Below are 14146 nucleotides of genomic sequence, written 5' to 3' on the forward strand. Positions count from 1 at the left end.
GGTTGCACCGCGCCCTATTCGCCGATCGTCGCGGTGTAATAGCTGGCGTAGGCGATGCCGTTGTAGACCTCTCCCTTGAGCTTCGGAGACTGCACGTAGATGCGCTGGACGATCTGCGTGCGCGGGATGAAGTAGCCTTGCTCGAGAACGTAGGTCTGCAACTCGTCGAGCAGCGGATTGCGAATGTCGAGAGAGGCCGCGCCGGCAATCTTGTCGCGAAGCTCGTTGAGCTTCTTGTCGCTGTCGCCGAGATTGAACCAGTTCTCACCATTGTTGGCATCGGTGAGGATGCTGGCGACCGTGCCGGCGTCGATGAAGCTGCGCGTCACCTCGTAGGCCGGCACAGCTGGTCCGCCGAACCGGACCTTCTCGCCGAACGTCACGACGTCGTAGGCCCGGATGGTGACCTTCCATCCGATCTTGCCGAGTTGCTGGGCGATGAGCTCGTCGACCGACTTCGCCGTCGCGAGGTAGGGATTGGAGTGAAGTGTGAGCGACAGCTGCTTGCCCTCCTTGGTGCGGATGCCATTGGCCCCCTTGATCCAGCCGGCTTCGTCGAGAAGCTTCTCGGCCTTGCCGGGGTCATAGGCCAGGAGGTCGCTGTGGTCGGTCGCACCGGGCACGTTGCTCTGGATGAAGGACGTCGCCAGCTTCCAGTCAGGCGTATAGACGGTGTCGATGATCTCCTTCCGGTCGATGCCGGCCTGGAGCGCCTGTCGCACCTTCACGTCATTGTACGGCTCCAGCTTGGTGTTGATCGCGAGGCCGTTGACAAAGCCGAGATAGCGCGGCGTCGCGATCGTGAACCCGGCCTCCTTGAGAGACTTCAATTCCTGCGGTGAGGGGCTGTAGGCGACATCGGCCTGTCCCGACTGGACGGCCGCGACCCGGAGCGACGGCTCCGATACAAGCTTGTAGGTGATCGAATTGAGATAGGCCGGGCCGGTGTGGCCGACGGCGGCGGGACCCCAATTGTAGTCCTTGCGCTTGACCAGCTTGACGAAATCGCCCTCCTTCCAGGAGGCGACCACATACGGCCCGCTGCCGGATGTCTTGGAGAGGTCGGCCTGCTGGGCCGCAGGTTGCGCGATGGTTTTCGGGGAGATCAGGATCGAGCCATGGTAGCCGAGCGTCGGGATGAACCCGAGCGTCGGTGCCTTGAAGAAGACTTTCACCGTGGCCGCGTCGACCGCCTCGGCGCGCTCGTAAGTCTTCGGAAACAGCCCAATCGGGTTGATGCCATCGCTTTTGCGACCGGCATACCAGATGTCGAGATTGGCGACGACAGCCGCTGCGTCAAGCGGAGTGCTGTCGGAGAAGGTCACGCCCTTCTTGAGGTGCAGGGTGAACTGCGTGGCGTCGCCGTTCTGCTCCCAGCTCTCGGCGATCCAGGGACTGACCTTGCCGTCAGCATCGACATAGACGAGCTTGTCGGTCACATGGCCCCAGACGTGGCCCTGGAAGCTGGAGATCGCACTGTTGTTCGGGATCCACGTGCTGCCGAGCGAGTCGATCAGGAAGGTGATGTCGCCGCCTGTTGGTGGAGCGCCGGCGCTCCGTGCCGGAGACAGTCCCGCCATTGCTGTTAGGGCGACCGCAGTCACTACGGAGGTCGCGGCCAGCAGGCGACGCCGGGAGAGCGAGAGCGAAGAGAAGCGCGCGATCATGGAAGGCCCCTGATGATTGGTGGCGTCGATCGCGGCATTCATGGAGATGCTTCGGCACGACCGGCGTTTCTGCGTAGGAGAAGCGAAACGAACGGATCTGGCCATTCCAAATTTCGCTGGAGATGGACAACAAATGCTTCGGGATCGGAGCCATGTGAGTGACAGCTATTTTGTCGTCAGTGCAAACGCACTCGGCTGCGGTTGTCTTGTGACCAAATACGTATCGATTGTCGCACTTGGTCGCATGTCAGTTTTGAGACGCGTGCCAGGGGCGGTCGCACTGGAGCGGAGCTCGATGCTTTCACAAACTTGGTTGAAGCCGCTGCGGTAAGCTGCGCGCGCCTCAGCCCATGCGAGATGGGGCCTCCGCTCGAATCTGCCGTTCTCGCCGTCGACTTTGCTTGCGGGTCAAAGGCGCGCTCGCGACGGTTCGCGCGACACCGACGTTTAGCGGGTCCACGTGTTCGGAACGAATGGTCCGCCGAGGTGCTGGATGACCTGACGCATGTGAGACGTCGTTCGGAGCATCACCAGAGACGATTGTCTATCTGCGAGCGGACGTCGGCGTGAGCGGATAGTTCCTCGTTGGGGGTGTCGAAATCCGTCCGGTGCAGATCGACACTGCCCTTTGGGTTGTGGTTCCACCATAATCGCGCCAATGCGCAGCGAATGACCCGGCAGAGGCGTCTCATTTTCTCGAGTGGCTGGGGAGAACGCGACACCAGTACCGCTGGCCATAGGCAGAATGGCGATCAACGGTGGCTATACTATTTTCGCGGAAGTAGTATAACCGGGCGACTACTAAGCGGATGTTGTAACCAGTTGAAATATCGAGACTATCGCTTTCCGTGGCGCCCATGATGGATTGGAGCGAGAGTTCAAGGTTTTCAGTGGGTTGAACGGTGCCGTGTGCACGACGGAGCTATGCGGGATTTTGGGTGACGAGGCGATCAGGCGGCGTGGTTTTCCGGCACTTGGATGACCTCGATGCCGTTTTCGAATCTGACACCTGCGATGACCTTCGGCAACTGATTTGTGCCTTTCAGCCGCCGCCAGGTCTTTGATGCGGCGCAGAGCAGCTTGAACACCATCAACTTGGCAGTCGTTGACGATAACGAACCTTTCGTGCGCACCGTTCTGTGCCGGACCGTCGCGAACACGCTTTCGATGGGATTCGTCGTCCGCAAGTGGTCCCAATGCTCGGCGGGGAATTCGTAGAACGCAAGCATTGCGTCGCGATCTTTCGTCAGGCACTCGACCGCCTTGTCGTACTTCGCTCCGTATTTCTCGGCAAAGACATCGATCGCCACTTCGGCCGAAGCTCGGTTGGACGCCAAATAGACCTCGCGCAGATCCTTCTTCATGCTGGCCTGTACCGACACTGCGACTTTGTTCAAGATATTCGCGGTTTTGTGCACCCAGCACCGCTGATGTCGCGTGGCGGGAAAGACCTCGTCGAGCGCCTTCCAGAAGCCGAGCGCGCCGTCACCGACGGCGATTTCCGGGGCGATCTTCAGCCCACGGGTTTTCGCCTCGACGAGCAGTTCGTGCCAGCTCTGCGTGCTCTCGCGCACGCCGACCTGGAAGCCGATGAGTTCCTTCTTGCCTTCCGGCGTCGCGCCGATCAGCACCAGCATGCATTCGCTGTGGTCTTCCATGCGAGCCTGCAGGAAGACGCCGTCCGCCCACACGTATACGTACCGGCGCGCCGACAGATCGCGCTTCTGCCAACGCTCGTACTCGAGCTGCCACTCCGTCGTCAGTCTGGAAACCACCGCCGGAGAAAGATTCGGCGCATCCTTGCCCAGGAGCGCCGCCAGCGCCTCCTGGAAGTCGCCCGTCGAGATGCCTCGCAGGTACAGAACCGGCAAAAGTGCATCCAAGCTCTTCGTGCGCCGTGCCCACAACGGCAGGATCGCCGAGGTGAAGCGGATCCGCTCGCCATCGCTGGTCACCGCGCGATCGCGAATCTTTACCCGGGCGACTTCGACGGCGCCGATCCCCGTCTGGATCGTCCGCACTGGACCATGGCCGTGCCGCACGAGGCGGTCGCGGCCATCGGGAAGCTTCAAGCCCTTCATCGCGGCGAGAAACGCCTCGGCTTCCATCTCGACAGCCTGCGCAAGCAGCTGCCGAGCACCAGATCGCAAAATATTCGTCAGTGGATCGTCGATCTCATCGGGCTGACGCAGTGGGACAATGTTGCTATGCTCGTTCATGGCGTATCGCTCTCCTTGAGGTTCTGGCAGGCTCGACACCCGCCTCGATACGCCGCCTATCTCATTCCGTCATCACCCAGTTTCCCGCATAGCTCTGCACGACGTGTGCACCGGGAGATCAAGAACAGTCTCACGAAAGCTAACGCGGGCAGGCCTCTTAAGGCGAGGGCCGCCGCAGGTCGACGGATGGTTCGCAGCTCCGACGATGGGCATAAGCCTTCGGAGTCTGATCGACCTGAAAGCGGATGACCGCTACGCCAGTGACACCGCTTCCTCCGTTGATCTAACGGCAATTATCGTTCCGCTGTACGACCTCGACGCTGACACGCCGATCACCGGATCTCGGGCTGGTATCGCTGGTCTGTTTCTGCGCGTTCGTGAAAGCGGGATCGGCTAATGTGGCGTACGCGGGAGTTGCGTACGCGTGGGCTCTCGCGGCACGAGTACGTGCACTAAGAATCCGAAAGTCCAGATCTTCGCCTCCGATCCCAGTATCGCTGCGACGGATTGCTTTTGGAGCGCTGGCACGCACGGCACTGCCGCCGTCTTATGCGCTGTGCCGAAGCAAGATGCATTCAAGCAGACCATTAGTCGCGCTTATGTCGCGAATTTTTACTTCCAATTTTACTTCGCAGAATCCTGCCCATAGCCTCAAGCACAAGTGATCACATCCGCAGGGATCGCTGAAGGTCGTTGCGGTCGCTCATTGTAACCAACGAGGGTTGCCATGCTTGACAGGGATAAGGGAAATGCTGCTGCCGGCCACGCCGGCCCGAAGCCGGGGGAAGCCAAAAAGCTGAGCCGCCGCACGCTGTTGAAGGGTGCCGCAGCAGTTGCCGGCGCAGCCGCAGGCTCCGACGCGATCCGCGGCTTCCCGACCATCTGGGCGCAGGAGATCAAGGACATCGAGCTGCGCCATGTCGGCGTCTCCTATTCGGTGGTGAAGGCGATCGGCGATCAGGCCGCCAAGGATCTCGGCTTCAAGGTGACGAGGCAGAACCTCGACACCTCCGCCGCCATCAACCGCTTCATAAGCCAGCCTAATACGGTCGACATTGCCGATCTCGAGGGTTGGCAGGCCAAGCTCGCCGCCAAGCGCGGCGTGATCCAGGGCATCGAGGTCAAGAAGGTCAAGGAGTTCGACAACATCCTGCCGATCTTCACCAAGGGTGAGATCGACGGCCACAAGATTCCGCGCCAGGGCATCTCGCCCTATGAGGCCATGTATATCGCCAAGCCCGATGCGACCGAGCTCAATGACGGTGTCACCGAATGGGCGACCTTCCTGCCGCAGGTCTACAACGCCGACTCCATCGGCTATCGCCCCGATCTCGTCGGTCATGAAGTGACCGAGTGGAAAGACCTGATCGATCCCAAGTTCAAGGGCAAGGCCGCCATCCTCGATGTCCCCGCTATCGGCATCATGGACGCCGCGCTCTGCTTCGAGAGCGCCGGGCTGATCAAGTACGGCAACAAGGGCAACATGACCAAGGAGGAGATCGACTTCACCTGCAACAAGCTGATCGAGCTGAAGAAGCAGGGCCAGTTCCGCGCGACCTGGACCACCTTCGACCAGTCGGTGCAGCTGATGGCGGCGGGCGAGGTGGTGATCCAGTCGATGTGGTCGCCGGCGGTCGCCGCAGTCCGCGTCAAGGAAATTCCCTGCGTCTACGCGCCCGTCAACGTCAAGAACGGCAAGGAAGGCTATCGCGGCTGGTGCAACGGCATGGGCCTGATGAAGCATCTCTCCGGCAAGAAGCTCGATGCCGCCTACGAATATCTCAACTGGTATCTCTCGGGTTGGCAGGGCGGCTTCGTCGCGCGCTACGGCTATTACAGCCCCGTGCCGTCGACCGCGAAGAAATTCCTCACACCGGCCGAATGGGCGTTCTGGTACGAGGGCCAGCCCGCGCCCGAAGTGGTCAATGATCCCTATGGCGTGCCGATGGAGAAGGCCGGCACCAAGCGTGACGGCGGCTCGTTCCTCGACCGCGTCAAGAACATCTCGTGCTGGAACACGCTGATGGACGAAGCCGCCTACATGAACAAGCGCTGGAACGACTTCAAGGTGGCCTGAAACCTGCTTCCCCTGATCTGAAACGATGTACCGGCGCCGCCGCGCGCCGGTGCGAGAAGACCGACTTCGAGGCGTTTGCCGCTATGCAGTCTAGTCAAACTCCGCCACGCGTAAATCTCGCCGGCTGGCTCTATGTCTCGCCGCTGGTCCTGGTGCTGGTGCCCTTCTTCGTGGCGCCGATCTTGGTCGTGCTCGCTGCAAGCTTCTTCGCCACCGACGGTTTCGGCGGCCTGACGCCGGGCTTCACGCTGGCGAGCTATGTCGAGGTGCTGCATTCGGCGCTGACGCTGAAGCTGTATCTGGCCACGATCAAGTTCACGGTGCTGACCTGGATCTTCACGCTGATCATTGGCTTCTTCGTCGCCTATTTCCTCGTCTTCCACGTCCGCAACCAGCTGCTCGCGATCGGCCTGTTCCTGCTCTGCACGGTGCCGTTCTGGACCTCGAACATCATCCGGATGATTTCGTGGATCCCGTTGCTCGGCAAGGAGGGACTGATCAACCAGGCGCTGCTCGCAATGGGTGTGACCCGCCAGCCGCTCGAAGTGCTGCTGTTCTCCGATCTTGCGGTCGTCATCGCCTATGTGCACCAGCTCACGATCTTCATGATCGTGCCGATCTTCAATTCGATGGCGCGGATCGACAAGAAGCTGATCGAAGCCGCGATCGACGCCGGTGCCAGCCGATTCGACATCATGCGCCTGATCGTGGTGCCGATGTCCAAGAGCGGCATTGCGCTCGGCACCATCTTCGTGGTCTCGATCGTGATGGGCGACTTCTTCGTGGTGAAGGTGATGTCCGGCGGCGGCTCGGCCTCGGTGGTCAGTGCGTTCTACGAGGACGTCGGCGTGTTGCAATATCCGACCGCAGCGGCGAGCGCGGTGCTGCTGACCTTGGTGCTGGTCGCGATCGTCTCGCTGATCCTGCGTACTGTGGACATCCGGCAGGAGATCACGCGATGAGCGCGGTTCTTGCCGAGATGCCCGAAAGCGTCGCGCCTGCGACCACCAAGGCGATCGCGCCAAGCAAGGGCGGTCGGCCCTGGACGTTCTACGTGCTGGCGTCGCTGTTCGCGTTCTACGTCATCGCCCTCTACGGGCCGATGTTCTGCATCTACATCCTCTCGTTCCAGGACATCCGCGGCGGTCTCGTGTTCCCGATGAAGGGGCATTCGCTGCACTGGTTCGTCGATCTCTTCACCCAGGTACGCACCGGCGACGTCAAGGGCTCGTTCGACCGCTCGATCAAGCTCGCGGTGATCGTCACCATCGTCACGGTGGTGGTCTCATTCTTGGCCGGCCTCGGCTTCCGCAAGCGTTTCCGCGGCGATACGTTTGTCTTCTACATGATGATCGGCAGCCTGGTCGCGCCCGGCCTCGTGCTCGGCCTCGGCATCGGGCTTCTCTTCCAGGCGCTCGGGCTGAACGCGAGCTGGTACACCTCCGCGCTCGGCGCCCAGCTATCCTGGACGCTGCCGTTCGGCGTGCTCGTGATGTTCGCCGTGATGTCGCGCTTCAACCACGTCTGGGAGGAGGCAGCCTACGATCTCGGCGCCAGCCGTTGGCAGTCGATCCGGCTGGTGATGATCCCGGTACTGGCGCCCGGCCTCGTCGCGGTCGCGCTGTTCGGCTTCACGCTGTCCTATGACGAATTCGCACGCAGCCTGCAGACGGCGGGCTCGCTCAATACGTTGCCGCTGGAAATCTGGAGCATGACGTTGAACGTCACCTCGCCATCGCTCTACGCGCTCGGCACCGTGACCACCATCGTCTCCTTCGTCGTCATCGGTGCCAGCCTCGGCACCATCGTGCTGATCCAGAAGAAGCGCGGCAGCCGTGCAAAGGGACACGCATGAAGAGCGATCGCGGCGATATTGAACTGGCGGGTGTCTGCAAAAGTTTCGACGGGGTCACCAATGTGGTCGACGGCGTCAATCTGAAGATCGCCGACGGCGCCTATTGCTGCTTCATTGGCCCGTCCGGCTGCGGCAAGACCACGATCTTGCGCATGATCGCCGGCCATGAGGACCCGACTGCGGGCGAGATCGTGATCGGCGGCCAGAACGTCGTCGGGCTCGCGCCGGTGCAGCGGCGCACCGCGATGATGTTCCAGTCCTATGCGCTGTTCCCGCATCTGACGGTGCGTGAGAACATCGCCGTCGCGCTCCGCGTGCGGGGCCAGTCCAAGCCTGATCGCCTGCGCGCGGCCGACGCCATGATTGAGAAAGTACGGTTGACGCAGTTCGCCGACCGCCTGCCGGCCCAGCTCTCCGGCGGCCAGCAGCAGCGCGTGGCGCTGGCGCGTGCCGCAATCACCGAGCCGCGCGTGCTTTTGCTGGATGAACCGCTCTCGGCGTTGGACGAGCAACTCCGGGTGCAGATGCGCCAGGAGCTGCGGCGGATGCAGCAGGACCTCGGCATCACCTTCATCCACGTCACCCACACCCAGCTCGAGGCGATCGCGCTCGCCGACCTCGTGGTCGTGATGGAGCAGGGCAAGATCAAGCAGGCGGGGGCAGCACGCGAGGTTTATGCCCATCCCCACGACCGCTATGTCGCCGAATTCATGGGCGGTCAGAACGTGCTGTCGGGACGGGTCGAGAAGGTCAACGGTGCGAGCTTTACGCTCGCGCAGGCCGCCCCATCGGGGATCGAGGTGCCGCTTCAGGCGCGCTCGACCGTCAGCGTCGGCGACAAGGTCGATATTGCGGTGCGCCGCGACGATGTCGCACTGGTCCGGCCGGGCAGGGAGCTGCCGCCGGGCTGCACCACGTCGCTCCCGAGCCGGGTGCTCGCAATCGAATACCAGGGCTATTTCGTCAAGGTCATGCTCGACACCGTACCGGACGACGAGTTCGTCGCCTACGTGCCGGAAAAGACCTTCTTCGCAGATCCCTTCACCGTCGGCGATGTCGTGATGGCCACATGGGCCAGCGGCAGCGCACTTCCACTTGCCTAGAGGCCCGTCGCGCACAGGGAGCTTGATCGTGCAAATATCCTTCACACTCAACGGACGCCCAACCACGGTGGAGGTCGAGCCTGCGACGCTCGTCGCCGAGCTGCTGCGCGAGCAACTCAACCTGACAGGCACCCATATCGGCTGCGACACCAGCCAGTGCGGCGCTTGCGTGGTCCATCTCGACGGTCTTCCCGTGAAGAGCTGTACGCTGCTGGCGCCCGCACTCGACGGCGCGACGCTGCTGACCATCGAAGGTTTGCAGGGGGCACCAGGCTCGAACCGGATGCACCCGATGCAGGAGGCGTTCCGCGAGCATCACGGCCTGCAGTGTGGCTTCTGCACCCCCGGCATGCTGATGACGGCCGTTGCCCTTGCGACGGAGAAGCCCGATCTGACGGAAGCTGATGTCCGTCACGGCCTCGAAGGCAACATCTGCCGCTGCACCGGCTACCAGAACATCGTCGTCTCGGTGATGGCAGGAGCTGCCGCCATGAATGCCGCGAAGGGAGAGTGATCATGGGCAATGTGATCGGGATCGGCGCCGCACCGAAGCGCAAAGAGGACCAGCGCTTCCTCACCGGCCGCGGCAACTACGTCTCCGACATCAAGCGTCCCGGCATGGCCGCGGGCGTGTTCGTGCGCTCGCCCCACGGACATGCGGTCCTGCGTGGCATCGACAAGAGCGCGGCACTGGCGGCGCCCGGCGTCATCGCGGTCCTGACCGGCGACGACGTCGCCGACGACGGACTGGGCTCGCTCCCATGCGGTTGGGGCATCACGGACGCCAAGGGCGTGCCGATGAAGGAGCCGCCGTTTCCGATGCTGGCGCAGGACAAGGTACGCTTCGTCGGCGACCTGGTCGCGTTCGTCGTGGCGGAGACCGTGGAGCAGGCCAATGTGGCGGCCGAGTTGCTGAAGGTCGACTACGAGGTGCTGCCGTCGGTGGTCGGCGTGCTCGAAGCGGTCAGGCCAGATGCGCCCCAGCTTTTCGACGACGTGCCGAACAACATCTGCTGCGACTGGGAGCTCGGTGACAAGGCCGCGGTCGAGAACGCGTTCAAGAAAGCCGCGCATGTCGCCAAGCTGAGCCTCGTCAATAACCGCCTGATCGGCAACCCGATGGAGCCGCGCGCGGCGATCGCCGAATACGAGCCCGGCACCGATCGCACCACGCTGTGGACCACCAGCCAGTTCCCGCACGTCGTGCGCTTCCTGATGGGGGCACTGGTGCTGAACATCCCGCAGCACAAGCTGCGCGTGGTCGCGCCCGACGTCGGCGGTGGCTTCGGCGTCAAGCAGTTCCACTATGGCGAGGAGGCCGTGATCACCTGGGCCGCCAAGCGCGTGAGGCGGCCGGTGAAATGGGTGGCGAGCCGCTCGGAAGGCTACGTCTCCGATCGCCACGGCCGCGACCACGTCACGGAGGCCGAGCTTGCGCTCGACGAGACCGGGAAATTCCTGGCCTTCCGCGTCAACACGCTGGCCAATATGGGCGGCTATCTCTCGACCTTCGGGCCGAACATCCCGACCAATCTCTATGGCCCGCTGCTGGGCGGCGTCTACACCACGCCGGCGATCTATTGCAACGTGAAGGTGGTGTTCACCAACACCGTGCCCGTCGATGCCTATCGTGGCGCGGGCCGGCCCGAGGCGACCTTCGTGCTGGAGCGCATCGTCGACGTGGCCGCCGCCGAGATGGGCATCGACCGTGTCGAGCTCCGCCGCCGCAACATGATCCCGAAGGAAGCCTATCCGTATCAGACGCCGGTGCTGGTGCAGTACGACTCCGGCGACCCCATGGGGTGTCTCGACGGCGCGCTGGCTGCCGCCGACGTCAAGAATTTCGGCGTGCGCAAGGCGGCATCTGCCAGCAAAGGAAAGTTCCGCGGGCTCGGCTACTCCACCTATGTCGAGGCCTGTGGCCTTGCGCCGTCGCGTTTCGCCGGGCGGCTGGGCGCACGCGGTGGTCTCTACGAGAGCGCTACGGTGCGCGTGCATCCGACTGGCCAGGTGACGGTCATGATCGGCACCCACAACCACGGCCAGGGCCACGAGACGACGTTCGCACAGATCGTCTCTGACAAGCTCGGCGTCGCCTTCGAGAATGTCGACATCGTGTTCGGCGATACCGACCGGGTGCAGTTCGGCATGGGCACCTATGGCTCGCGTTCCCTCGTGGTCGGCGGCGCGGCGCTGTCGAAGGCGACCGACAAGGTCATCGCCAAGGGCAAGAAGATCGCTGCGCATCTGCTCGAGGCCGCGGAGGTCGATATCCAGTTCGAAAGCGGAAAATTCTCAGTCGCGGGCACGGACCGCGCCAAGAGCTTCGAGGAGATCGCCGGCGCGGCCTACGTGCCGCACGATTATCCGCTCGAGGTGCTGGAGCCGGGGCTGGAGGAGCAGGCCTATTATGATCCCGTCAACTTCACCTATCCCGGAGGCTGTCACATCGCCGAGGTCGAGGTCGATCCCGAGACTGGCACGGTGACGCTGGTCAATTACACCGCGGTCGACGACGTCGGCACGGTCATCAACCCGATGATCGTGGAGGGCCAACTGCACGGCGGCATCGTGCAGGGCGTCGGTCAGGCGCTGTTCGAGAACGCGGTCTATGACGAGGGCTCGGGCCAGCTTCTGTCGGGCTCGCTGATGGACTACTGCATGCCGCGCGCCGATCATCTGCCGATGATGAAGGTCGCGACCCACTCGACGCTCTGCACACACACGCCGATGGGCGTGAAGGGCTGCGGCGAGGTCGGCACAATCGGCTCGCCGGCTGCGGTCATCAATGCGGTGGTCGATGCGCTGTCGCATCTCGGCGTTACCCATGTCGACATGCCGGCGACGCCGAACCGGATCTGGCGCCTGCTGCAAAACGCGTCGCTGCCGGTCGCCGCGGAATAGGGAGGATATCAATGAAATCGTTTTCTTATCATCAGCCTGACCAGATTCCCGATGCGGCCAGGCTGCTGACATCGATCGAGGACAGCAAGCTCGTCGCTGGCGGCATGACGCTGATCCCGACGCTGAAGCAGCGGCTGGCGAGCCCCGTCGCGCTGGTCGATCTGTCGAAGCTTGGAAGCCTCAAGGGAATCACCGACGATGGCGCTACGATCACCATTGGTGCGATGACGCCGCATGCTGTGGTGGCGGCCTCGAAGTTGGTGCAGACGAAAACCCCCGGGCTGGCGGCGCTCGCGTCCATGATCGGCGATCCCGCGGTGCGCAGCCGCGGTACCATCGGTGGCTCCGTCGCCAACAACGATCCGGCGGCGGACTATCCCGCCGGTGTGCTCGGTCTCGGTGCCACCATCGTCACCAGCATGCGCGAGATCGCGGCCGACAAGTTCTTCCTCGGCCTGTTCGAGACCGCGCTTGAGCCCGGCGAGATCATCACGGCGATCCGCTTTCCCGTACCGCTCAAGGCAGGCTACGCAAAATTCAAGGCGCCGGCGTCGCGCTATGCACTGGTCGGCGTGTTCGTTGCGAAATTCGCCGATGGCGTCCGCGTCGTCGTGACGGGTGCGGGCCCGGGCGTGTTCCGCGTGCCGCCGATGGAGGCGGCGCTGTCGCAGAATTTCGATCCGTCAGCGGTCGCAGCGATCAAGATCGACACCGACGGTCTCACCTCCGATATCCATGCCGAAGCCGACTACCGTGCGCATCTCGTCACGGTCATGGCCAAGCGCGCCGTTGACGCGGCGCTCAGCTAGCTCTTCAGGGTTGATGATGACTGATAGTTCCGGCCGAACGGCCTTCCCGCCGGCGCCGACTGGCCTTGGCGCGCTTTCTGCAACCGAGATCATGGCGGGCTACCGGCGCAAGGCGTTCACGCCGCGCGATGTGGTCGATGACACCATTGCCGCGCTGGAGGCGACCAACGAGGCCTACAACGCGGTGGTGACGCCGATGTATGATCAGGCAAGGGCGGTGGCCGATCGTCTCACCAAGCAGATGCGCGCAGGCGAGGCCAAGGGACCGCTCGCCGGCGTGCCTGTCACGATCAAGGATCTCGTCTTCGTCGCGGGCGTGCCGGCCTATGGCGGCTCGCCCATGAACAAGAGCTTTGTGCCTGAGGCCGATGCCGCTGTCGTCTCTGCGCTGAAGGCCTCCGGCGCGATCATCACCTGCAAGACCACGACCTGCGAGTCCGGCTACAAGCTGACGGCCGACAGCCCGGTCACTGGCACGACGCGAAACCCCTGGAATCCCGGCCGCACCAGCGGTGGATCGAGCGGCGGCGCGGCGGCAGGCGTGGCGGCTGGCTGCGGCCCGATCGCAATCGGTACCGACGGCGTCGGCTCGATCCGTGTCCCCTCGTCCTTCTGCGGTGTGTTCGGGCTCAAGCCGACGTTCGGTCTCGTGCCGCGCTCGCCTGGCTTCTCGCCGCCATCCTGGGCCTCGCTTGCACACACCGGTCCGATCACGCGTACGGTCGCGGATGCGGCGCTGACGCTGGAGATCATCGCCGGTTACGATCTGCGCGATCCCGCGAGCCTGCCTGTGTCCGCCCGTCGCTTCGATACCAACGTTGCATCACTCAACGGCATCCGCATCGGCGCCAGCGTCGATCTCGGCTACGCCGCTGTCAGTCCCGACGTGCGTGCGGCGTTCGGCAAGGCGCTCGCCATTCTCGACGCCTGTGGCGCGCAGGTCACCATGGATGGGCCGGGCCTCGATCCCGGCATTCTGGAGCATACGCTAAAGCCGATTGCCTTCACCGAACAGGCGGCGGCAGTGGCGACCAAGTCCACGGCCGATCTCGCAAGCTCAGAGGCCGACTACCGTGACGTCGTCACAGCCGGACGGCACTATAGCGGCACGGATTATATCGAAGCCGGCTACCGCCGCGGCCAGGCGCGCGGCGCTTTCGTAAAGCTGTTCGAACGCGTCGATGCGCTGGTGACACCGACGGTCGCGGTGACCGCGTTCGAGGCCGGCCGGATCGGCGTCGGCACGATCGACGGCAGCAAGGTCGATCCGCATCTGGGCTGGTCGCCATTCACCTGGCCGATCAATCTCGCCGGTCTTCCGGCGGCGACGCTTCCCTGCGGCTTCGACCGCGATGGAATGCCGATCGGCCTTCAGGTCGTTGCGCCCTGGCTCGACGAACCTACGCTCTTCCGCATCGCTGCCGCCTTCGAGCAGGCCCAACCCTGGTCAAGGTTCTGGCCGCCGCTGGCACTTCGGGAGGAGGGACGCGCGCGCGCGCAAACGTAAGCTGC

Annotated in this window: 10 protein-coding genes; 8 read left to right on the forward strand and 2 right to left on the reverse strand. The window is 63.4% G+C overall.

The window, feature by feature from the left end:
• Window positions 1-14: 14 nt before the first annotated feature.
• Entirely contained in the window at window positions 15-1667 is a 1653-nt protein-coding gene (locus LPJ38_RS20235) for an ABC transporter substrate-binding protein (RefSeq protein ID WP_145639927.1), read from the reverse strand.
• A gap of 950 nt (window positions 1668-2617) precedes the next feature.
• Window positions 2618-3886, reverse strand: a complete 1269-nt coding sequence (locus tag LPJ38_RS20240; protein WP_035716818.1) for an IS256 family transposase — start codon at window positions 3884-3886, stop codon at window positions 2618-2620.
• Between the two features lie 727 nt (window positions 3887-4613).
• On the opposite strand from LPJ38_RS20240, the gene LPJ38_RS20245 reads away from it, so the two are divergent.
• From LPJ38_RS20245 to LPJ38_RS20280, 8 genes are all read left to right on the forward strand, one after another.
• Window positions 4614-5963, forward strand: coding sequence for an ABC transporter substrate-binding protein (locus tag LPJ38_RS20245; protein ID WP_145642774.1), 1350 nt, complete (start codon window positions 4614-4616; stop codon window positions 5961-5963).
• An 83-nt stretch (window positions 5964-6046) separates the two neighbouring features.
• Window positions 6047-6925, forward strand: coding sequence for an ABC transporter permease (locus LPJ38_RS20250; protein ID WP_145642776.1), 879 nt, complete (start codon window positions 6047-6049; stop codon window positions 6923-6925).
• Window positions 6922-7818, forward strand: a complete 897-nt coding sequence (locus LPJ38_RS20255) for an ABC transporter permease (RefSeq protein WP_145642778.1) — start codon at window positions 6922-6924, stop codon at window positions 7816-7818. Before LPJ38_RS20250 ends, LPJ38_RS20255 begins: the two co-directional genes overlap by 4 nt.
• A complete protein-coding gene (locus LPJ38_RS20260; protein WP_145642780.1) occupies window positions 7815-8921 on the forward strand; it encodes an ABC transporter ATP-binding protein in 1107 nt (368 codons plus the stop codon). The genes LPJ38_RS20255 and LPJ38_RS20260 overlap by 4 nt, the downstream gene beginning before the upstream one ends.
• A 28-nt stretch (window positions 8922-8949) precedes the next feature.
• Window positions 8950-9435, forward strand: coding sequence for a (2Fe-2S)-binding protein (locus LPJ38_RS20265; protein ID WP_145642782.1), 486 nt, complete (start codon window positions 8950-8952; stop codon window positions 9433-9435).
• A 2-nt stretch (window positions 9436-9437) separates the two neighbouring features.
• A complete protein-coding gene (locus LPJ38_RS20270) occupies window positions 9438-11825 on the forward strand; it encodes a xanthine dehydrogenase family protein molybdopterin-binding subunit (protein ID WP_145642783.1) in 2388 nt (795 codons plus the stop codon).
• 11 nt (window positions 11826-11836) lie between these two features.
• Window positions 11837-12634, forward strand: coding sequence for an FAD binding domain-containing protein (locus tag LPJ38_RS20275; RefSeq protein ID WP_145642785.1), 798 nt, complete (start codon window positions 11837-11839; stop codon window positions 12632-12634).
• 16 nt (window positions 12635-12650) lie between these two features.
• A complete protein-coding gene (locus LPJ38_RS20280; protein WP_145642787.1) occupies window positions 12651-14141 on the forward strand; it encodes an amidase in 1491 nt (496 codons plus the stop codon).
• Window positions 14142-14146: the final 5 nt, after the last annotated feature.

The organism is Bradyrhizobium daqingense (assembly GCF_021044685.1).
GTDB classification, from domain to species: Bacteria; Pseudomonadota; Alphaproteobacteria; order Rhizobiales; family Xanthobacteraceae; genus Bradyrhizobium; species Bradyrhizobium daqingense.